Source organism: Pontibacillus chungwhensis BH030062 (assembly GCF_000770675.1).
Classification (GTDB): Bacteria; Bacillota; Bacilli; order Bacillales; family BH030062; genus Pontibacillus; species Pontibacillus chungwhensis.
In genome coordinates this window covers 91,533-114,128 of the sequence record NZ_AVBG01000006.1, presented here as the reverse complement: position 1 = coordinate 114,128, position 22,596 = coordinate 91,533, and the positions used below count along the sequence as shown (strand labels likewise).

The 22,596-nt window shown below is 43.0% G+C and carries 15 protein-coding genes; 7 read left to right on the top strand and 8 right to left on the bottom strand.

What is annotated here, in order from left to right; translation table 11 throughout:
- Positions 1-178: 178 nt before the first annotated feature.
- Positions 179-1,027 (top strand): fumarylacetoacetate hydrolase family protein, encoded by an 849-nt coding sequence (locus tag N780_RS09660; RefSeq protein ID WP_036783326.1) that lies wholly within the window; start codon positions 179-181, stop codon positions 1,025-1,027.
- Between the two features lie 95 nt (positions 1,028-1,122).
- Here the strand turns inward: N780_RS09660 and N780_RS09655 are convergent, their stop codons facing one another.
- The 3 genes from N780_RS09655 to N780_RS09645 form a co-directional block, all read right to left on the bottom strand.
- Entirely contained in the window at positions 1,123-2,172 is a 1,050-nt protein-coding gene (locus N780_RS09655; protein WP_036783065.1) for an SEC-C metal-binding domain-containing protein, read from the bottom strand.
- Between the two features lie 260 nt (positions 2,173-2,432).
- Positions 2,433-3,254, bottom strand: coding sequence for a FixH family protein (locus N780_RS09650; RefSeq protein ID WP_036783062.1), 822 nt, complete (start codon positions 3,252-3,254; stop codon positions 2,433-2,435).
- 28 nt (positions 3,255-3,282) lie between these two features.
- Positions 3,283-3,846: a DeoR family transcriptional regulator gene (locus N780_RS09645; RefSeq protein ID WP_036783060.1), complete on the bottom strand. Its 564-nt coding sequence runs from the start codon at positions 3,844-3,846 to the stop codon at positions 3,283-3,285.
- A 301-nt stretch (positions 3,847-4,147) separates the two neighbouring features.
- Here N780_RS09645 and N780_RS09640 point away from each other — a divergent pair, with 301 nt between their 5' ends.
- Together N780_RS09640 and N780_RS09635 are read left to right on the top strand one after the other, a co-directional pair.
- On the top strand, positions 4,148-4,693 hold the full coding sequence (locus tag N780_RS09640; protein WP_036783058.1) for an REP-associated tyrosine transposase: 546 nt from the start codon (positions 4,148-4,150) through the stop codon (positions 4,691-4,693).
- A gap of 122 nt (positions 4,694-4,815) precedes the next feature.
- On the top strand, positions 4,816-6,162 hold the full coding sequence (locus tag N780_RS09635; RefSeq protein ID WP_036783057.1) for a DUF2252 domain-containing protein: 1,347 nt from the start codon (positions 4,816-4,818) through the stop codon (positions 6,160-6,162).
- A 221-nt stretch (positions 6,163-6,383) separates the two neighbouring features.
- On the opposite strand, the gene N780_RS09630 is transcribed toward N780_RS09635, so the two are convergent.
- Positions 6,384-9,659: a DEAD/DEAH box helicase gene (locus N780_RS09630; RefSeq protein WP_052114987.1), complete on the bottom strand. Its 3,276-nt coding sequence runs from the start codon at positions 9,657-9,659 to the stop codon at positions 6,384-6,386.
- Positions 9,660-9,972: 313 nt separating this feature from the next.
- Here N780_RS09630 and N780_RS09625 point away from each other — a divergent pair, with 313 nt between their 5' ends.
- Complete coding sequence (locus tag N780_RS09625) at positions 9,973-10,722, top strand: hypothetical protein (protein ID WP_198135845.1); 750 nt, start codon at positions 9,973-9,975, stop codon at positions 10,720-10,722.
- A 119-nt stretch (positions 10,723-10,841) separates the two neighbouring features.
- Here N780_RS09625 and N780_RS09620 read toward each other — a convergent pair whose 3' ends face one another.
- The 4 genes from N780_RS09620 to galU form a co-directional block, all read right to left on the bottom strand.
- Complete coding sequence (locus tag N780_RS09620; protein ID WP_052114986.1) at positions 10,842-12,635, bottom strand: glycoside hydrolase family 66 protein; 1,794 nt, start codon at positions 12,633-12,635, stop codon at positions 10,842-10,844.
- A 238-nt stretch (positions 12,636-12,873) separates the two neighbouring features.
- On the bottom strand, positions 12,874-15,411 hold the full coding sequence (locus tag N780_RS09615) for a glycoside hydrolase family 31 protein (protein WP_052114985.1): 2,538 nt from the start codon (positions 15,409-15,411) through the stop codon (positions 12,874-12,876).
- 487 nt (positions 15,412-15,898) lie between these two features.
- A complete protein-coding gene (locus N780_RS09610; protein ID WP_036783049.1) occupies positions 15,899-17,317 on the bottom strand; it encodes an APC family permease in 1,419 nt (472 codons plus the stop codon).
- Between the two features lie 252 nt (positions 17,318-17,569).
- Entirely contained in the window at positions 17,570-18,451 is an 882-nt protein-coding gene (gene galU / locus N780_RS09605) for a UTP--glucose-1-phosphate uridylyltransferase GalU (protein WP_036783046.1), read from the bottom strand.
- Between the two features lie 306 nt (positions 18,452-18,757).
- Here galU and N780_RS09600 point away from each other — a divergent pair, with 306 nt between their 5' ends.
- From N780_RS09600 to N780_RS09595, 3 genes are all read left to right on the top strand, one after another.
- Complete coding sequence (locus N780_RS09600) at positions 18,758-19,240, top strand: VanZ family protein (RefSeq protein ID WP_232299513.1); 483 nt, start codon at positions 18,758-18,760, stop codon at positions 19,238-19,240.
- A gap of 70 nt (positions 19,241-19,310) precedes the next feature.
- Complete coding sequence (locus tag N780_RS19800) at positions 19,311-19,451, top strand: hypothetical protein (protein WP_156969131.1); 141 nt, start codon at positions 19,311-19,313, stop codon at positions 19,449-19,451.
- A 195-nt stretch (positions 19,452-19,646) separates the two neighbouring features.
- Complete coding sequence (locus N780_RS09595; protein ID WP_036783043.1) at positions 19,647-22,241, top strand: phosphodiester glycosidase family protein; 2,595 nt, start codon at positions 19,647-19,649, stop codon at positions 22,239-22,241.
- The last annotated feature ends 355 nt before the right edge of the window (positions 22,242-22,596 follow it).

Sequence of the window (22,596 nt, the reverse complement as noted above, 5' to 3'; positions counted from 1 at the left end):
TTCATTCTTTTCTCAAAATTTTGTTATTTAGTGGAGTGAAGGGTGTCAGACACCGTTTAGCGCTTTAGAGCAGTAACGGGTGTCTGGCACGATGTATTACGATAGAGTGATAAAGACTACCTTTTTTAAGGGGAGAAATGATAGAATGAGTGAAATCTTATTGAAGGAAGGGTTTCTCATGAAGTTTGTTACGTTTGAATTAAATGGCTCAGATACTTGGGGCGTAGAAGTGGATCAGCGTGTCCATTTTTCGAGTGAGTGGACAGAGCGGTATCTTAGCTTGTTAGAATTTATTCGCTCTGGTGTAAGGATTGATAGGGAAGAAGTATCAGGTTGGGAGAGTGTGGGATATGAGGATGTACAAGTAAAGGCGCCTTTTCTACCACCCAAAAATATCATATGCGTAGGGAAGAACTATAAGGAACATGCGTTAGAAATGACGCAGCAAGATCCTGGCTCAATACCGGAAGATCCGATTTTATTTACGAAACCAGCTACATCAGTGGTGGGGTCCGGTGAAGTTGTAGAGGTGCATGAAAAGCTTACGAGTCAGTTAGATTATGAAGGAGAGTTAGCAGTCATTATTGGTAAAGAAGGGCGTGACCTTACACAAGAAGAAGCGGAAGATTACATATTTGGTTATTCCATCGTCAACGATGTAACAGCTAGAGATTTGCAGAAGAGGCATAAGCAGTTCTTTAAAGGGAAATCTCTCGATACTTCAGCTCCATTTGGTCCTGCAATTGTACCGGCGGCAGATATAGATGATCCACAATATTTATCTATTAAAACCTATATAAATGAAGAGATCCGTCAAGATGGAAACACGACTGATATGATTTTCTCTATTGCTGAGCTTATTGCAATCATTTCGGCAGGCATGACGTTAGAGCCGGGGGATGTGATTGCCACTGGAACGCCGAGTGGTGTAGGGAAAGGGATGAACCCACCCCAATATTTGAAATCCGGAGACACAATGACTATAAGTATTGAAGGAATTGGCACGTTAGAAAACCAAGTTAAATAAAAACTGGCACCCTTTAGTTAACTAAAGGGTGCCAGACACCATGTGGTTCTTTACAGCGCTAAAGAGTGTCTGACACCGTTTAGTGCTGTGAAGTGTTATTGTGCTGCTTCTTGTAGGGTTTCGTGTGCTTCGTCAATAACGTCGGATAGGGCGGTCGTCATATCACGGTATTTTGCTGAGATGCTTGTACCGGATGTGCCGTATTGAGCTGCTGCGTCTTTTTGGGAAATTGGTGTCCACTCATTTAGGTGAGAACGCAATGTATACTCAAGAGCGCCAGCATAAATTTCTGGTTTACGGATTGTTGGTTCCTGACGTTTGCAGTATAGGTACCAGAAGAATGTAGCTGTTTCTTCCTCTTCTTCAGTAATTTCGTTCATACCTTCTGATTTCAGGAATAGATCAAGGACTTCTTTTTGCTTGTCATCTTGCCAGCTTATACGTTCAGATGCATCTACTGTATTGTATAATCCTGCTGTTAGTTTAATCACTTCTGGGAAGGATTCTTTCAACGCTTCTGGGTTTGCCTTGAATGTTTCTGCATCTACTTCTGACATGAACTTCTCTTCAAGCTGGGGCTGTACAATAAATGTAACGAGGAAGAATTCATAGTAATCACCTGTTAAGATTGGAAGACCTAATACAAGGCTGTCCTCATCAGGTGTGCTGTCTTCTTCAAATAGGACGTTATAGGTTTCGTTTGTGAACACGTCTGTTACTGTAGTTACTTCACTTGTGACAGGCTCCCCAACTTTGAATACAGAAGGTGGATTCTCACCCCACGTGTTTAATAGTTCACGTGTCTTCTGACGTTTTAATTTATTTCCATTTTTCTCTACATACCACTGAAGGGCTGTTTTCTCATCCTTAATAGGGGAGTAGATCATTACCCAGGATAAGTAAAGGTTCGTAAGGGTTTCTTTCAAGTCCTCCACATCTTCCATTTCAGCCTGGAAGTCAGCCATTAAAATCTGCAATTCTGAAGAGAACCGGTCTACAGAAAATTGCATGATTTGATTTTGAACGGTGTTTAATTCTTGGCGAATTAAGTTTGCATTTAGCTCAGTTGCATTTTCTTTCCCGCAACATTTTTTATATTTTTTACCGCTACCACATGTACATGGGTCATTTCGATTAATTTTCATGATGTATACCTCCGATGAATATTTCCTATATTTCCGTCATACCAAAACACTATTATAAAAGATTTAAACCCCTTCTGTCACCCCTTTCGCGTACTACAGTATCAAATGAAGCCATAAATGCTTTAATGATATATAGAATTAAAGGGTGTCAGACACCGTTTAGTGCTGTGAAGTAGCAGAGGGTGTCAGACACCCTTTTTTCTGGTGGTGTGATAAAGGGATTAAAAAGGCAAGCCTTGTTGAGGCTTGCCTTTTTGGTGTTATTGGACGTTGATTGTTTTCTCTTTGTGATCGTGCATATCGCCCTTTTTGTAGTGGAGCTTGACGTGATAAGTAGCGGAATCATCAAATGTATAAGATGCTTGATATTCTCCGTCTTTTGGCTCAGTAGCATCGACATAGTTGTGTTTCTCGCTGTCTTTTTTCCAGATTTCGAACTGGACTTCGGCGCCTTTAACGGGTGCTTCGTCTTGTTGTAAATGACCTGTAATCGTTACTTCTTCGCCAGCTTTTACCTTTTCAGGGAGCATGACATGTGCCATGACATTCGTTCCATGACCGTGCTGCTCATCGTGACCAGCTGATTCTTCACTATCGTGGTCCTCATGTCCTTCTTCAGATTCAGAATGGGAAGCTTCTCCCTCAGACCCTTTGTCAGGATTTACGTCACCTACAACAATTTCTTTTTGGGGCATGTTATGCATACCGCGAGCAGTGACGTGTGAAATTACGTAATATATGCCTGGTTCTTGGACCGTTTTCTCGAGGACGTAGTTTCCGTTTTCGGTGAACTCGGCATCAACTTCTTCGTGTTCTTCGCCCTTTTTCCAGAATTCAAAACGAACTTCTTCGGCGTCGTTTACTTCTTCTTCACCGAAAGTTACGGCAGCTTGAATTGTGAAAGGTTCTCCTGGTTCGACGTTTTCGCTTGCTGGATCTGTGGTTAGATCTACGTTTAGCATCTTAACTTCTTCATCATCAGAGGATTGGCTGTCGTTGTCTCCATTGCTTTGTCCCCCGCATGCTGCAAGAAGCAAAAGGGTGAAGGTAAAGAAAATAAGTCCATATTGTCGTCTTCTCATATAAATACATCTCCTTATAATAGTTGGGTTAATGGCAACTGCCCATTTTACTGTGTATCACTTCGAGCGCTTCATCAAATGTACACAATTGGCCTCCAAATCCTTTTTGAAACTTTAGAGCATGTTCTCTCGTTTCAAATGGCAAGACCTGTGGTTGACAGCAGCGTAAAGGTAGCTCGGAATCCACAATATATGTAGCGTTAATGGCGCTAATTGTGGTTTGAAGAAGAGTGTCTCTGCACAGAATTTGTGTTACCTGCTTCCTTGTGTGTTCGTATCTCAAAAGTCCGCAATGCATACAGCACGTCTTTTCCATAGGCTGATTTTTCATGAAGAGTTGTACGGATTGTTGTTGTCCATTATGTTTATGACAGAACGAACAATACGTTGTGTCTGAATGGGTTGGCGACGGAGGAGCTAATGCGAAACCGTTTGAAGTTTTCACAACCTCTTTACGATCGAGTAAAGGCTTCAAATCACGGTATATGGTCATTTCAGAAACCCCAAGTCTCGTGCTGATATCGCTAACTCTGAGCGCTTCTTCTTTTTCTAGCCACGCTTGGATTTTCTTCAATCGGTCAACAGGTAGCATAGCGCTCCCCCTTCCTTTAGCATCTACTTTAAATCATAGAGATCTGAGAATCGAAACACAACCTAGCTATGATAAAAAATGTGACAAAATGATGATTATTAACAAAGTGGACGCATATGCTATGCCCTTATAAAGCGCTAAAGCGTGCCAGACACCCTTTAGTGCGATGCTGAAACAAAGGGTGTCTGGCACGCTTCTTCCTTTTAGTGTGATAAAGATCGAAGTTTTTTTTGAACGGGAGGGAGGATTTTGGTTTGAGGTTGGTTAATGTAGTTAGGTGTGATAGAAGGGAGGTGAGAGTATGGGACGTAACCATCGAACTTGGCATTCTGGAGCGATGTATCACATAACAGCGAGAGGGAATAGGAAACAAGAAATATTTAAGGATGAGCGTGATCTTAAACAATATATGCGTTATGTTGCGATGGCAAAGGAATCGTATCCGTTTCATTTATACGCCTACTGTTTGATGAACAATCATGTTCACCTGTTGATTGAGTTAATAGATGTTCCTCCCGGTGTTATCATGAAGTCGATCCAAAGTAGGTATGCTCGGTATTTTAACGATCGCCATGACGTAAGCGGTCATTTATTTCAAGGAAGATATGGGTCGGAGTTTATCGATTCGATTTTTTATTTTCTCTTCTGCAGCCGTTACATTCATAGGAACCCTGTAGAAGCGAACCTCGTAAGTTCCCCTGAAGACTACCCGTGGAGCAGCTATAATGCTTACATTTCGAAACATAACCCCTATCAAATTAACACTTCTAAAACGCTAAAATACTTCCAAACCCCACATTTAACTTACGAACAGTATGTAACCCAAAAGCCCCCTGAAAAGCTTTAGCAGGATAAAGCGTGCCAGACACCCTTTAGTGCGTAACAGTGGAAGAGTCACCAAGTTTTGCCTAGTTTTGGTTTGTGGGGTGAGGGGAATGATTCACAATAGCTTGAAAAGGAGGTAGCGGTATGGTTCAACATTCTGGTGAACGGATTAAAGATACAAAGAAATATTTACGTAAGCAGACGTTGCATACGATTTTAGAGCAGTTTGATAGCTATTTGATGAACTTAAGTAAAACGGATCGTAAGGCAAAGTATAACAAGATGAAGCAGGATCCTTATAGCTTTTTCAGAGGTAGTGCTTACTTGTTTTTCTATGACGTAACAAACATTCCGTTTAGTTATCATACTCCGGAGGATAAGCCTACTTGGATTATGGGGGACCTTCATTTTGACAATTTCAGCGCCTTCCAAAATGAGAGCGGGGAAATTGTTTTTGACGTAGATGATTTTGACGAAGGGTACCTAGGTTCCTACCTCTACGATGTATTACGGATGGTGGTCAGTATCCGCTTGTTTGCTGAACAGCAAGGTTTCGACAAGGAATCTCAGGATGATTTCGTGGAGAAATACTTGAAAGCTTATTACAAACAGATGAATAAGTTCGTAAAAGGAGACGAAGATCCTGTTACAACTCGTTTCACTGTTGATCATACGAAAGGGCCAATTAAGAAGGCTCTTAAGAAGCTTGAGGAGCGACAGGCCACCCATGAATTAGATAAACAAACGACATTTGATGCTGAGGGGAATCGTATTTTCGACCGGGAAAAAACGAAGCTCGACTCTGTATCCAATAACGAGTATAAAGAAATTGTGAAGATATGGAACATGTACTTGGAGAGTCTGGCGGAAGAGAGTTTTCAAAGTAACGAGCACTATGACATTAAAGATATCGTGAAGAAAAAAGGTGCAGGTATTGGTTCAACAGGGTTAAAACGTTTCTACATTTTAATCGAAGGGCAGCATGATAACGAGCATCACGATGACATTATTTTAGAGGCAAAAGAAGCGCGTGCACCAATTCCAGCTTACTTCTTCCCGTATGATGAGGATTTCTGGCAATCCCATAAACAACAAGGGAAGCGGGTCATTACAACCCAACAAGCGATGCATCACATGTCTGACCCGTATTTAGGTTACTTTACGATGCAAAACCGGGACTTTTATGTCCGTGAGCGCTCACCTTATGAGAAAGATCTGAAGGAAAAGCACTTGCAAGAGCATAAAGAAGTGAAGAGAACGGTTAAAACAATGGGTAAAATTTCAGCTAAAATTCATGCTCGGGCAGATACGGATCTTGAGCACGGGTTATTAGATTATCACAGTGAAAAAGCTATATTACAAGCAATTGGTGATGACTTTGACGGTTTCGCTAAAGAACTCAATATTTGGTCTGAGTTTTACAAAAACCGTGTTCATGAGGACTTTGAATACTTTAAAGAATGGTTAAACGAACACTTCTATAAGAAATAAAACAAAAGGCCTGTCGCACTCATTTAGGAGTACGACAGGCCTTTTCTAATTCACCGCACTGAAGGGTGCCAGACACCATATGTTGCTTTAGTGCACTGAAGGGTGCCAGACACCATGCATTGCTTTAGCGCACTGAAGGGTGTCAGACACCATGCATTGCTTTAGAGCATTGAAGGGTGCCAGACACCATACATTGCTTTAGAGCGCTGAAGTGCCGGTGGTTAGATGGATAGGATTTCGCGGATGTCGTCTTCGGATAGGGCGGTGAGGTTGCCTTCACCGGATTGGATCAGCGTATCGAACAGGTCTTGTTTTTTCTCTTGCAGAGATTGGATTTTCTCTTCTATGGTCCCTTGAGCGATCATTTTGACGACTTGGACAGATTTTTTCTGCCCTATGCGGTGGGCCCGGTCTGCTGCTTGTTGCTCTACAGCTGGGTTCCACCATAGGTCGTAGAGGACGACTGTATCTGCTCCTGTCAGGTTCAGCCCGGTTCCTCCTGCTTTTAACGAAATGAGGAAGACGTCGTGCTCTCCTTCATTGAAACGAGTGGCCATCTGCACGCGTTCTTGTGAAGGGGTGGAACCGTCTAGATAGAAGTAAGTGAGATTCTCTTCTTCAACGACTTTAGCAATTAAGCCAAGCATGGATGTGAACTGCGAGAAAATGAGCATTCGTTGGCCATTGGCATGCGCTTCTTGAATGAACGTTCTTAGTTCTTCAAGCTTCCCTGAGTCCCCTTGATAGTTTTCCATGAAAAGGGACGGGTGGCAGCAAATCTGTCTCAATCGTGTTAAGTTGCTTAAGATTTGCATACGGTTTGCTTGGAAGCCTTCGCCTTGAAGCTGGGACTTTGTTTGTCGTTGCACCTCGTTGAGGTATCCTACATAAAGTTGACGTTGTTCTTTTGTTAACTCTGTATAGCGCACCGTTTGAATCTTGTCTGGAAGTTCTTTTAACACTTCCTTCTTCGTTCGGCGGAGAACAAATGGCGTGATCTTCTTCTGCACCATACCTTGAGGGAGGTTCTTGAACGTTTTTCGATCGTATAATAACCCTGGCATAACGACAGAGAAGAGCGACCATAGCTCCTCAGCCCTGTTCTCAACTGGAGTACCTGTCAGAGCAAAAGCTGTTTCAGCTCGAACACCTTGGATCGCTTTATACGTTAAGGATGTATGGTTCTTGAATGACTGCGCTTCATCAAGAAGCATCCCTTGGAAGTAATAAGCCTTGTATTGCTCCACATCTCTCCGAATCATCGAGTACGATGTAATGATTAAATCGACACCGCTTAAATCTTCAATGATGGCGTTTCGCTCCTGCTTAGAGCCCGCCACTACGCGGATATTAAGGTGTGGTGTGAACTTCTTCGCTTCTTGTTCCCAGTTATAAATGAGAGAAGCCGGCGCGACAACAAGAAACGGATGGGCATCAGGGCGCTCTTCTCGGCCTGCTACGATATAAGCGAGGCCCTGAAGTGTCTTCCCAAGCCCCATTTCATCTGCTAGCACACCGCCAAAACCATGTCGCGACAAAGCGCGAAGCCACTGAAAGCCTCGCAGCTGATAATCGCGAAGGTTCGCCTGTAACTTGTCTGGAGGTGTTTCATTTAACGTTTCCGGACTTTTTACGGTCTCAATTAATTTTTGGAACGCTTCACTTTGTTTAACACCTGTTGAAGTGTCCACCTGGAGTGCACGGTACTTCGGTAAGTGCATCACACCGTCCTGAATATCATTCCCATCAAGATCAAGGTCTTCGAAAAGACTGCGCGTGTTATCCCATGCATCGTCTTCAAGCGATAAGATCTTCCCGTTACTAAGCTGGTGATAGTCTTCCTTAGCTTTTAATGAATGGAATAACTGCTGAATATCAGCGTCAGTTAAGTCATCAGTTGGAAAACGTACTTCGAACCAGCCATAGTTCTCATCAACGTCGAGTGAAACAGGTACCTCTTCAGGAAGGCTGCTGTACATTTCGTCAACTTCAGGTGCCTTGTACACATCTGCGCGCTTCTCTAGCTCCGGTAAGATGCGGTAGAAAAAGCGCCCCAAATTTTGACTACCACTTAAAGAAAGGACAGACCCATTCCAGTGGAAATTCGCCTGCTCAATTAGGTTCATAATCTGGCGTTCTTTTTTCATATTACGGGATAAAAGTTGTTCAGAGTCCTGGCGTCCACCTGTAAATGGATTAATCGTTTCATCCCCATAGTGGAACTCAAGATCAGCCCGTAAGCTTCCGTCTTGCTCATTTAAATACATAACAGGCGCCAGGTCATAGCGTTTTATCTGGCTCGTTATTCCACTGTCCACCTGGAGGAGATTGTGAGCTTCCAATATCGGAAATACCGTTCCGGCGAGCTGCTCAATATGCTCTCGGTCAAAAAGCTGGCGATTGGAGCTTTGCTCGCGTAGATGGTGGAAAAGCGGAAGAACAGTCGGGCGTAAGGAGTCGCTCACTTTATAAATAAGCTCATCCTTATATAGGTAAGGAGCCGTTCCAATCGGTTGTGCTAAGAATCCATTATCAGCTATGGAAAGGGAGAAGTTATCGCCTTCTTTTGATAAGAGGAAACTTTCAGGGAATGTATTGTGCACAACTTTGAACGGAATCTCTGACTTATGATGTTTCAAGACAACTGAGTCACATTCTTCAAAAAGAGTCAGCAGTTCTGTCAGGAATTGATCTGGAATTCGAATCGTTTTCTTTGAGCTGCTTGAGCGGTAGAAATCATTTTCTGCGTACATTTGCTGGCTTTTGACTAGAGGATAAAGCTTCTCTAAGACGGCTGCATCCTCCGGGGCCATAATTTGCTGTTCCGGATCGTACGTATAATATTGTGTGAAGTAGAGCGGTTCCTGCTCGTACCATGCATCAATGAACTCCGCCAGATCTTTAACGACATAAAGCCTTGAGGTTCCTGCTTTCATGGAAAGTTCAACGCTGTCTCGCTGTGCGAAGCGAGAAGCGATATTCTCAAGCTCAAATTGGAGATAGAGGGGTTCTTTTGAAGACTGGAAGAGACCAGCTTCGTCCTCTTCACTCGCCATGTAGTCCATGAGTTCATCGACAAAAGATGAAGCAAGGTTCAGTTGCTTGGCTGTGTCTGTTGCAGATGGCTGAGCAAAAATGCCGCGTTCTGTGAGAGAATCATTCTGTTTATTCCACACGGTGGTGTTATTCGTATAACGACCGATTGTCTCAAGCAAAGCTGCGACCATATGCTTACACATCGCCTGTCCATCTGCGTAAGCCGGGCAAGTACAACGGCCGCGCTCGTAGTTTCCATATTGGGTGGAAAACGTGAGATGAACTTCATAATCCTCTATCCGGCTACCTTCCACAGTCGCATGAACGAAGGTGCGATTTGGGTCCGTCCCTACATAACGATTGATATACTTCACCAATCCATCCTGATAATAATTCGCACCACGCTGATAGGTTAACCAACCGCTTAGTTCCAACACTTCCGTCGATGTAATATCAATCATCAAAAAGACTCCCTTTCTAACCATGAACGTACTTATACAATACTGCCATTGTACCGCACAACCCACCCCCAACACAAAACTCCCCTCCTCACTTTTGTGTGATAAAGCTATGAAGCGTGCCAGACACCCGTTGTTGCTGTACAGAACTAAAGCGTGTCAGACACCCATCAATGCTGTAGAGCGCTAAAGGGTGTCTGGCACCCTGCGACTCACTAAAGGACCAAAGCTCTCATTTTTTCTTGCTCGGATGGTAGGTATGTGAGTGGGGGAGTTTGGCTAGAATGGATGGTAAAAAGGTAAAGGATCGATGTGTATGAGGCCGCGATTTGGGAGGTCCCTGTTTAGTCTTGCGCTACTGTTGTTTTTGGCTGGTATTACAATAAATGAAGATTTTTGGACGCGCTCTTCTACAGAAGAAGGTGAAAAAGTAGCAAAAGAGGAAACGGCTGAAAGCCAGACGCGCTCATTTAGTCATGATTTCCCTGAAGTGAGTCCGCTAGATATTGAAGACGATCCAGGGATGGAATCGGATGCTTTGTCGGTCGTAGTGATTCAAGATATTAATGAACAGAAAGCAAATCTTGCGCTTTTGTCCTATAAACCGAATCAACATACTGTGTTTGTCTCTCATGTGGAAGAGGTTGCTGCGCAAAAGTCCACATCGGATATGATTCAAAACTTTGAAGAACAATTAGGTGGAAGTGTGGATTACTATGTTCGTGTCGATCAAGAAGCTATGAAGGATATGATGGATCAAACGATGGAAAACCCAGCCGTTCAAGAGGTTATGGGGAAAATAGCTGATGAAGGTGTCTCGTTCGAAAATCCAGAGAGTGTAGATGTAGCAGGGGTAATGAAGAATATGACCCAAATGTCATTCCTTACGCTTCTTTCCTTAAAACAACTCGCAACCGATTTGACTAAACAAATGGATACGAACCTTTCATTAGCAGAACTGCTTACCCTTCGTGATGAAATTGGGATGGATAACTTATTAAAGCCACTGCAAATTAAAGAAGGACCATCTCTTGACTCCATTCCGACATTCAACCAGCACTTATAGAAAAACGGTGCCTGGCACCCTTTAGTATGATAAAGGGTGTCAGACACCGTTTCTTGCGTTAACGCTGTAAAGCAACAGCGGGTGCCAGACACGCTTCATTGCTTTAGAGTGTTGCTGTTTTAGTTGTATTCGAGGACGACCATGTCCCAGTATTTGATTTTGGGGATGGTGAGTGTTAATTCGCCATCTTCTTGGGTGAAGTTCAGTTTGGTTGGAAGGCCTTCATTCCAGTCTGGTGAGGCTATCCATACTTCGTCTACTTCTTTCTCTTCCTGAATCGTGACAGTAAGATCGCCTTTCACGGAAGGTTCCGATTGCGTGCCGTTTGTATCACGCCAGTTCATATGAGTCGCGTCAAAGTAATTCAGGAAGTGGACGATTTTTCGGTTGTCCTGCTTTTTAGCAAAGGTATAAATTTGCCCCTTTTCAGGTTGAGAAGTTAAGCGAACCCAATTCTCTGTTGTGATCTCTAACGGAGCTGATGAAACACCATCGCGCAAGAGGTTTTCGTATCCCACCATGAAGTCGTAATAACTGACCATCTTGTTCTTTAGCTCCTCAGACATCTCCAACTTATTATGAGGGAAGTATTCTTTTGAAAGCATGTGCTCTCCTAACTCTAGATGAGCACCGCCTTGAGCGAAAATCAGTGCATCTGTGTATAGGATACCAGGTGTGTTAAACGTTCCTTCCTGGTTAGACTTGTCGTAATTCATATAAGCTGCTAACACAGTGTTTTTCTTACCTTCAGATAGCTTTTCGTTTTCTTTAAGTACCTTGTTTAACTCTTCGTAAGATTTAAACGGATTCCACAACTCTGTATATAAGAACGGTGCAGAGGAGTTGGCGATTTGCTTCTGGCCAAACTGATTGACAGCGTTCATCACAAGCTGTTTATCTTCGAATGTTTCATAAGCATTTTCCAAGAAGCCCTTGAACGTTTCGTCGAGAGCAACTGGATCCCCGTTGTAATCATACACATCTCCTCTAGAGCCGAGCTGGTCGATGTGCCATCCATCAAATGTTAAATGGTCAAAAACGGTTTGTTGCTGATCGAAAATATAGTTCTGCCAACTTCCGTTAGACGGGTTCGTTAAGTAAATGTCGCTTTTCCAGTCATCAGGGAGTTCGTGAACGGCGTACTTTACCTGTTCTTGATCTTTGAATAAACGCCATTCTTTTTTTACCCCATCTTCTGTCGCTTCAGAAAGGGCTCCGTATAGCAAATTGTACGACATTGCCATCATACTCTTGTTATGAGCTAAATCGATATAAGATTGAACCGTTCCATATGAGACGGGTTGGTTGGCGATATTCTTCCATGAGGAAAGGGGCTTGTCATCTTCTGGCTTAAGAGGCTGGTGATGCTCGTCATGCCAATCATAGAACTGTAAGCCGTTAATATGGTATCGGTTGAGCTGGTTGATGATTGACTTTTGCTCCTCTTCAGGTTTCTCGGAGAAATCAGACAAGAAACCGTAACGAGGAAACTTGTCCCATGAAGAAGAAACATCAAGCCCGATCGTTGAATTGCCGTCTTGGTTATGAAGAGGACTTACTTCAACATAATAACCTGTAAAGTCTTCTTCAGGAGCTGTCCACTCCCAGCTGATCTTTTTTTCATCAACTTGGATGATCTTTTCATGGACAACGTCGTTGAGATGATAATACGTAATCTTCATGTCTAAACTGTTCTTTGGTTTCTCAGAGAGTTCAGCATCAAACTTAATCGGTTGGCCAGGTTCGTACCTTGCTAAATTGGTTTGAATCGTGTCTACTGTAATATCCGTAACTGGGGATTTTTCATTAGGGGGTTCAAATGTTTCGTCTTCGGACCATAGGAATCTTGCCGGTATAAGTAAAAGGATAAGGACACCTAGAAAAATAAGCGGCAATAAGAGTTTCTTTTTCATCCCATTCCCTCCTTTATGTTCGATTTTTTTGAAAGAAAAAGACTAACAGGAAGGCCTGTTAGTCTTAAGATGGCTTTTACATTAGCATGATATGCTCCCTATAACACTTTACCATTTTTCAGATGTGAGTGGTACAGGCAATCCTTATACAATTCGCAAGTATTTGAAAAGGTAAGGGGGTGCCGGTACTTTTTTATCTGTTAAAAATGTTAAGCAAGTTAGGGTGTTGTGATCATTCTTATTTGCCGCTAAAGATTTTAACTTTATGACGCTCATCAGCAGGTACGGTTACATAAAGGGTACTTGTTTCTTTATCAAAGAAATACGTTTCTTGCTGAGCTTTTACTTCTTCTACAGAAGATACTTCAGTGTATTTCGCTCGAGCTGCTTTAATTTTCTTCGGAGCTTTTTCATTGTTTAACTTAAGTGTGTAAGAGTCAAGCTCACTGTCATAGCCAGTTGCTTCTTTACTTTGTGTGAACTCGATGTGCTTACCTTTACGAACGACGTTAAGGTTCGTAATGTTGTACTCACCGTCTTTGTAATCAAGTGTAGCACCATCGTCTTCATAGAAGGAGTAGCTAGCTTCTTCAGATAGGTACGTATCAAGAACAAGATTTTCTAACGGTTTTTCATCTGTGTATTGCTGTACTTCACGTGTAGGGATCATTGCATCCTTCTTCACGTATATTGGCAGGTGGTCAAGTTTAGCTGCCGTGTGAATCGTCTGGCCGCCTTGATACTCTTCGCCAGTCCAATAATCTACCCATGTTTCACCTTCAGGAAGGTAAACATCACGCTCTGTTTGTCCTTCTTTCACAACAGGAGCAAGCATCATTTCTTCACCGAACATGAACTGATCGCTAATGTTGTACGTGTTCTCATCTTCTTGGAATTGGTACACAAGTGGCTGTTGAACAGGGGAGCCTGTTTCAGCTGCTTCAACAAATGTGTTGTATAGGTAAGGCATTAGCTTATAGCGCATTTCGATGTATTTCTTACTAATGTCTTCAACTTCTTTTCCGAATGCCCAAGGCTCTTGCCCTTGTTTCACCGCTGCTTTTGAATCACTGTCATAGTGAACGCGGGAGAATGGCAGGAATGCGCCAACTTCGATCCAACGAGCGTACATTTCAGCGTCTGGACGATCTGCGAAACCACCGATATCGTTACCTACGAACGGCTGACCAGAAAGACCAACGTTTGCGTTCATTGGGATGGACATTTGAAGGTGATCCCATTGGCTTACGTTATCACCTGTCCAAAGAGCTGCGTAGCGCTGTGTTCCTGCGTACATGTCACGAGTCAGTACGAATGGACGCTCTTCAGGATTGTGTTGCAAGGCACCTTCGTATGTTGCTTCTGCTTCATCATGGCCATAAAGGTTATGATACTCTGCGTGTGTACGCTGATTCTCACCTTCGCCGAATGTTACATCAAGTGGAGCCGTGTGGTATGGACCATCAAATACAGCCGGTTCGTTCATGTCGTTCCATATGCCGTCAATGCCTTGATCATAAAGGATTTTCGAGTGGTCAGCCCACCAGTCACGAACTTCTTCTTTAGAAAAGTCAGGGAATACAGAGTCACCAGGCCAAACTTCACCTACGAAATTGGTCCCGTCTGGATTTTTCGCCCAGTAATCGTTCGCTGTTCCTTCGTCGTACATGAAGTAACCTGGGTCTTTCTTAACAGCTGGGTCATTGATGGCGATTTTATGGAAGTTCATATTGTCTAGATTGTTATGAAGTTCTTCGCTTGCGTAATCGTCAGCCCATGTATATACGCGGTACTCATCCATGTAGTCGATATCAAAGTGCATCGTATCTAGCGGAATTTCTTTCTCGCGGTATGTTTTGGCAACATTCTCAATCTCTTCAGCTGTGTAACCCCATTTACTTTGATGCAGGCCAAGAGTCCACTTAGCTGGTTTCTCCATTTTTCCTGTAAGTTCTGTGTAACGATCTAACACATCTTGAATTTCAGGTCCGTACATGAAGTAGTACGTTAACTTCCCGTCATCTGCGTAGAAGTAGTAGTAATCGTCGCTTTCTGAAGCCATTTCAAAATAAGAACGGTTGGAGTTATCGAAAAAGATTCCGTACGCTTTATCATTTTTCAGACCCATGAAGAATGGAATGGAAGTGTAAAGATACTTCGTGTCTGTCTGATAAGCATAAGCATCTGTGTTGAACATACCGATGCTCTCACCGCGTTGGTTCACGTTAAGGCCAGCTTGTTCACCGAAACCGTAGAATGCTTCATCTTTGTTTGTCTTCTTGTAAACATATGGCTTATCCTCGTCGTAACCAGAACCGTTTTGCATGTAATCTTCGTTAATGACGTTGCCTTCTTTATCTAGGAATTTAACCCCGAACGGCTGCTTTTTAATCTTAACCGTAATTTCATCAGTAGAAAGGGTTACAACATTTCCTTCATCTTCTACGTCAAAAGAAGGAGCGTCCCATTCTTTCTTTGCAATTCCTTCAGAGAAGTACTCTTCTTCACCTTGCTCTAGGATCGAAACCTTCGCCATATCTTCAGCGAATAAACGTATGTAGGCTTCTTTCTGGTCCGTTAGGGTTAGTTTCACACCGTCTTCTAGTTGCTCAACGGATTGAACTTCCATTTGCTTCTTAACATTTTCTTGATTTAGCTCTTGGTCGGGATGTGGTTGTGTCACGGCTAGAACGTTAGGTGCAGCTGCAGTGAATACCGTTGCAGCAATTGCCGTTGTAGCGAATAAGCGGGTCAGGCGCTTAGATGGTTTGTACATGTGATCTGTCACCTCGTAAAAGTAGAATTTTTGTGTAGATTTATTTGTGCAATCGATTGCCTTACTAATATATAGGGGTTTTACAAGTGTTGCAATGGTTGTAATTCTTCTGAAATAGAGGGGCATAAAGCACTATACGCTTGTATTGGCAAGGATGGAACCGATTGCACTGACAAAATAATCATTTTAGTAAAAATTACAAATTCATCCCAAAGACTCAAATGTAAACACCCCTTAACAAAAACAAGGACAAAAGACGTGAATCCTGTAATATATCCCCCAACCGTCACAAACCTTACTGCACTAAAGAACTAAAGCGTGCCAGACACCCTGCAGCCTTTTAAAGCACTGCAGGGTGTCTGGCACGCTGTGATTCTTTACAGAGCTGAAGGGTGTTTGGCACCATGTGGGGCTTTACAGTGGTAGTGTGTTAGAGGAATGAAAAAAGCCAACCGCTGGATTTTGAGCGGTTGGCTTTTGGTTGATTTTATTTGTTTTGCGGGATTTCTTCTTTTTCTGTGATCAAGTAGTTCAATTCTTTGCGTGGTATAGCATTGTACTCTTTTTGTTTAAAGAGATAGAAGAGAAGTCCTAGTCCTGCCCAAACAGCTAATGCGATGTAGGATGGAGCAGATAGAGAAGAATCTAAGAACCACATTGTTAATAAGAAGAAGAATGTAGCGGCACTGATAATCCCTAAAGTAGCAAAGGTCTTCTGAACTTTTGATGTCGACATACGGAATGCTGTTGCACAGCAATAGAAGTATGCAATGGTTACACCAATGGATGACATATCTACAATCCATAATAGTACTTCACGACCGAACCATGGTGCAATTAAGCATAGAATGGATGTAAAGATAATCCCTACATAAGGTGTGTTGTATTTCGGGTGTAGACGGTGGAACATTTGTGGTAAAACACGAGCACGTCCCATCGCAAACATTAAACGACTTGAGGATAGATAGAATCCGTTTAAGCCTGTGAAAATACCCATAATTAATGCTGTAGCGATAATAAATATGCCAAGGCGACCGAATATGCTGTCAATAGCGTCACCTGTTGCCCACGCAGAAGCTGATCCGGCTAATTCTTGCCAAGGAGCTAAACTAGAAACGGTAAGCACCATAACAGAATAAGCAAGTCCTGCAGCAAGCAATGCATAAACGATTAATTTAAAGGCCTTGTTAGGAGGAAAATCGAATTCCTCTGCAGCCTGAGGTATATTATCAAACCCAAGATATGCCCAAGGAGTGATAGCTACGATTGCCAAGATCGACGCAATAGCTGGTTTACTTGGATCAATAAGTGGCTGCATATTAGATGCAGTCGCTTGATCGCTTACAATCGCTCCGATCGCAAGTAAAATGACTCCGGATAGTAAGACCATTGTAAAAATAAATTGAGAACGACCAGAAAAGCTGGCGCCTCGGATATTTAAGAAAGCAAAAACAATCAATGTAACAGTAGAAATAATGATCTCACCGAGGTAAACGTCCCAACCTGCAATCGTGTAGAGGGGAACGACCTTTACAACACTCGGGAATAAGAACTTACCTAGTAAGGCAAGAGCCGAGGAATTTAATGCAACTGTACATATGTAACCAAGCGTTAAGAACCACCCTGCGACGAAAGCATGGGTTCTGCCAAAACCAATATAAGCATAAGCAAATTCTCCCCCTGATACAGGGAATTGTTTAATGAGATATCCGTAACTTACACCGATTACCGTCATTAGTATAGCTCCCAACAAGAAACCAATGACTACTGGTAATGGCCCATTGCCTTGAAGCCAATCTGTCGGTAGTACAAAAGCACCCCACCCAACGGCGGAACCAAATGCAATTGCCCAAACCCAGTGGGGCTTCAGGGTCTTATCTAATTTCTTCCTCTGTGGTTGTCCCATTTTCTGATAAAAGCCTCCTAATAAAATAGCGTGCTTAATATTATACTCGAATCATTCCGAAGTCTGTCAATCGATGTATAGGTCGTTCTAAACGAAATATATTCGGTATAGTCCCTTCCCTACCATTAACCTAGTTTTTTCTTAAATAAACTAAAATATTAACATTTTTAGTTCTTTTTTTGAAGCTAAGAAAACGATGACTTATTTTATGGCAAAAAAGAAAACCAGGGGTAAATTCCCCCGGTCGGCATTTTAATAATGATCAAGCTTATAACGCTCTAACGTCTTATCCATGAAAGTGAGGAGATCATCTCGTAATTCTTCTCTTTCTAGAGCTAGTTCCATCGTTGTTTTAATAAAACCAAGCTTCTCGCCTACGTCGTAGCGATCTCCTTGGAATTCAAAAGCAAAGACGCGCTGGATCTCATTTAACTTTTGGATGGCATCGGTGAGCTGAACTTCGCCACCAGCACCGAGTTCTTGTTTGTCCAAAAACATCATGATTTCAGGCGTTAAAATGTAACGTCCCGTGATCGCCAGGTTGGAAGGTGCCTCACCTTGTGGAGGTTTTTCAATAAACTGACGAACGTGATAGCGATCGCCGCTATGGTGATCAGGATCGATAATTCCATAGCGATGGGTTTCTTCATCTGGAACACTTTGAACGCCTACAATGGATGTTTTCGTTTCTTCATATTGTTGAATAAGTTGCTTCAAGCAAGGTGTCTCAGCTCGGACGATATCATCCCCAAGAAGGACGGCAAACGGTTCGTTCCCGATAAACTTACGGGCGCACCATACAGCATGACCGAGTCCCATTGGTTCTTTCTGTCTTATGTAATGAATTTCAACTTTGGATGGTTGCTTTACTTTTTCAAGGAGGTCGAACTTTTCTTTACTGATGAGATTATCTTCAAGTTCAGGTGCATGATCAAAATGGTCCTCGATTGCCCGCTTCCCTTTTCCGGTTACAATAATGATATCCTCAATCCCGGAATCAATTGCTTCTTCCACAATATACTGGATGGTTGGTTTGTCCACAATTGGCAGCATTTCTTTCGGCATCGCCTTCGTGGCTGGTAAAAACCTTGTCCCAAGTCCAGCAGCTGGAATGATTGCCTTCTTAATCGACATTACACTACAACCCCTCTCATTATCATACTTCCATTATAATCCCAGTATCCACCAAAATCCAACTCCTAACCATCCTTCCCCCATCTAAAGCAACGAAGCGTGCCAGACACCCTTTAGCGCTCTACAAGAACGCATGGTGCCAGACACCCTTTAGCGCTTTACCAGAACGCATGGTGTCAGACACCCTTTAGCGCTCTACAAGAACGCATGGTGCCAGACACCCTTTAGTGCTTTACCACAAAGCTGGGTGTCTGGCACGCTTTAGTGTTGTGGTGTGGTAAGATAGGCGGGGGAGGAGGGGTGTTTGTGAGGTATTGGTTATGGCCTTTGGTTTGGATGGGGGTTATTTTTTATTCTTCTTCGACGCCTTATGAGGAGCAGGATATTAAGCCGTTTATGAGTGATGTGATGGACTTATCATTTCTGGCTCCTATGCTTGATTGGATTCAATTTACGTATCATCATTCTGAAGTGAGCGTAGAGGCCCTTGGTGTGAATGGTCTTGTGGAATTCTTCATTCGAAAAGGGGCTCACGTGAGTGTATTCCTACTATTATGTATGTTCTTTTATATTGCGCTTCGCAAATCTACAAATCTAACCTGGGGAAGGTCTGCTTTAATGAGCCTTCTGTTTACATTTTTGTATGCCGTGTTCGATGAAGTGCATCAGGGATTTACACCGAACAGAACGCCTTACGCGGGTGATGTTGCGCTTGATACGGCGGGAGCTCTACTCGCATGCGGTTTGTTTTGGCTACGGAATCGTCTGAAGAGACGATCCTCTTTATAGAAGGCAAGCCTAATTTTGTATCACACAGAGGCCGACCACCGTATCATGTAAAAAGAGAGAGGTGGAAGGTATGAATTCACTAACTCAAGAACGTTTGCGAAGCATTTTGCAAACGATAATAGATGATACAGAGAAAGCTTCCATTGCAAATACAGATCAGCTAATCCAACAGCTCATTAAAGAAATTACAATGGCTCGAGGAGATCACTAGGTACTTGCTCTTTAAGGACCATATTTTTTGAGGACAAGTCGTCATAAATTACGAAATGACTACTTTTTTAGCATTTATCTCCCTTTTTTCGTCAAAATCTATAAAAATCCTACATTAGTCTATTGAGAAAATGTCTTACTAAACTGTATTATTTTAGTAGTTTGGTTTTTTTACAGACATATAAGGGGGAGACGAATGTTACATAAGGGTACGAGACAGCTTTGGTTTGTTCGCGTTCTTTCTTTAATGATGATCTTTACCATCATTGGGGCGGCTTACAATCTACCAATGCTGGGCTGGACTGCAGAATCGCCGAGTGTTTCTGCTGCTAGTTATCAAGTAAAAGAGAATAATGAGGTTGCTCCAGGAGTGACCCACAGGAAAGAGCAAATGGATTCTGGGTATTTAGAAGAGGCGACAAATATTATGGAAGTGGATGTATCAAAATCTTATAATACTGTTCAGATGAATTATCCTGTTCCATTTCCGTCTCTGAGTCCTGTAACAACACAGGCTAAGTCTATTAGTGAGGAAGGAAATCGGGTCCTTGGTTCCATTAACGGCTCGTTTTACCACACGAATAATGCGCTACCGGCATATCTCGTTTCAGAGCACCAGTCGATCTTTAACTTAGGAGCGATCTCGTCCGATTCGAATGGGTATATGAGCATTCCTACTGCATTTGGTATGGATGAAAATGGTCGTGCACAAGTTGGCGAATTTTATTTTGACATGGAATTTGAGCATGATGGAGACAGAGTAAACGTTGACTCTGTGAATAAGGACCGTGAAGCAGGGGAGATCATCGTCTACACACCGTCCTACCGTTTCGATTGGACCAAATCAAATAAATACGGCATTGAGATCACCGTGGACAATTTAGATAAACCACTAGATAGTTCCGAAGTTGATTTCGGCGAACAGGTAACAGGCAATGTTACAAAAATTCGACCATATGGAAAAGAAGGTCGAACGCAAGTACCTGATGATGGCTTCGTGTTATCCATCCAAGGTGGTGCGCTTGCTTCAAGGTATAATGATATTGAAGTTGGTGACGATCTATCCTTAAGCATTGATATCCCATCGGCATGGAAGGATACGCAGTATATGCTAGGTAGTGGTCCAATGCTTGTACAAAATGGACAAGTTGATATTTCGATGAATGAAGATAGCTACCGTGCAAGTGAACGTCATCCACGCACGGCGGTCGGAACTAGTAAGGACGGTTCTAAGGTTTATTTTGTTACCGTAGACGGTCGACAAAATGGATACAGCGATGGCATGAACCTTACTGAGTTTGCCGAATACTTAGAGAGTAAAGGAATCTATCAGGCTATGAATCTAGACGGCGGAGGTTCCACAACGATGGCTGTTCGTCAGCGCGGGCATACATTGCCAAGCGTTGTAAACTCTCCATCAGACGGATGGCAGCGCTCTGTTTCTACAACGCTTCATGCCGTCAACACAGCTACAGATGGCCAGCCGACTCACCTGGAAGCAGAAAAGGCGAAGGAAGGGAAGATCATGGCCGGGTCATCCGTTGAGGTAGAAGTAGGTTCTTTGTTTGACCAATATAACTATCCGATTTCTATAAATGAAAGTAACATTCGTTATTCTGTGACTGGCAACGTTGGCCATATGGAAGGGGATCGCTTCGTGGCTGATCGTGAAGGTTCAGGGGCTATTGTTGTGACGTACGGTACTGCAACCAAAGAGCTTCCTGTTGAAGTAGTAGAGGACGTGGACCGGTTTACGATCTCCCCAAGTGATGTACGACTTGGAACAGATACCAAGCAGGACTTTCATGCTGATGCGTATTTAGATAATGAAGAACTTATCTTTGATAAAAGTACGATTGAGTGGTCAACAGAAGGCTCGATAGGGACCATTGATCAAAATGGAACCCTTTCTGCAGGTAATGATGCTGCCAAAGGCTCAGTTGTGGCAAGCTTAAACGGTAACGAGTATAAAGCTGCTGTAACTGTGGGAGGAAAAGCTCAAGCTTTAGATGAATTCACAAGCAATGATGCTTGGACCTATGATGCAGTTCGAGCAAAAGGTGCAAATCGTTTGAGTACAGGGTTTGAACCTCTCGTTGCAGGTGACGCATCTATGCGATTTGAGTACGATTTTGTAACGGGACAGACCGGCACAGCCGCTTCTTACATCGTTAGAAAAAATCCAATCTCTATAGATGGCCGTCCAGACCATATTGGCATGTGGGTGTATGGGGATGACCATGATCATTGGCTCCGTGGCAAGTTAATCGATGGAAACGGACAAACGGTCACGATCAGCTTCACCGAACAAGGAGAACTTGATTGGAGCGGATGGAAATACGTGACAGCCGAAATCCCTGACACAGCAGCGCTCCCATTATCAGTAAGCCGGATTTACATCGCAGAAATAGACGAAGACAATAAAAACAGAGGCGTGATCTTCCTGGACAGACTCCGCGCTTCTTATGATGATTCTGAAGATACAGAAGTCGACGAACCAGAGGACTACGAGTACGTTCGAGACAATAAAGAGTGGAGAGTCGAATTTAATACCACACTACTCGATTCCTCTGTCTCAGAAGGAACGATCTATGTAATCGATCATAATGGAGATAAAGTAGATGGCATTGAAGTTCGCCTTAGCAATGATCAAACTAAAGTGTATGTAGAAGCTCCAGAAGAAGGGTATGAAGGGGTACAGTTTTACAAGCTCCTTGTCACAGATGAAGTCACTTCTTCAAAAGGGGTACACATGAAGGAAGAGGTTTATAAAATCTTTCAGGTAGAATAAAAAAGAGGCTGTTTCTATTTATAGAAACAGCCTTTTTTATTGGTTTTAGTTTGCGATCGTTAGAGAAACTTTCCGTCAGCTTTAATGGAGCGAAAGGTGGGCCTGGAAATCACTCGCTTTCCGCGGGCGAGCTGTCGAGCTTCCTCGTTCGCTTCGCTCTCTGCGGGATCTCGTCTAGCTCTCTCTCCCGCAGGAGTCTCGCAATTTCCAGGCCCACCTTTACGAAAAAAGTATAGACGGAAACTTGCCATGTATGGGAGATAGAGGCTTAAGAGTACCAATAATACATAATCAGTTAACCCAATTAATTTTAGTAAAGATAGTGGTCCAAAAGCCTAGCCAAGCATGTATATCG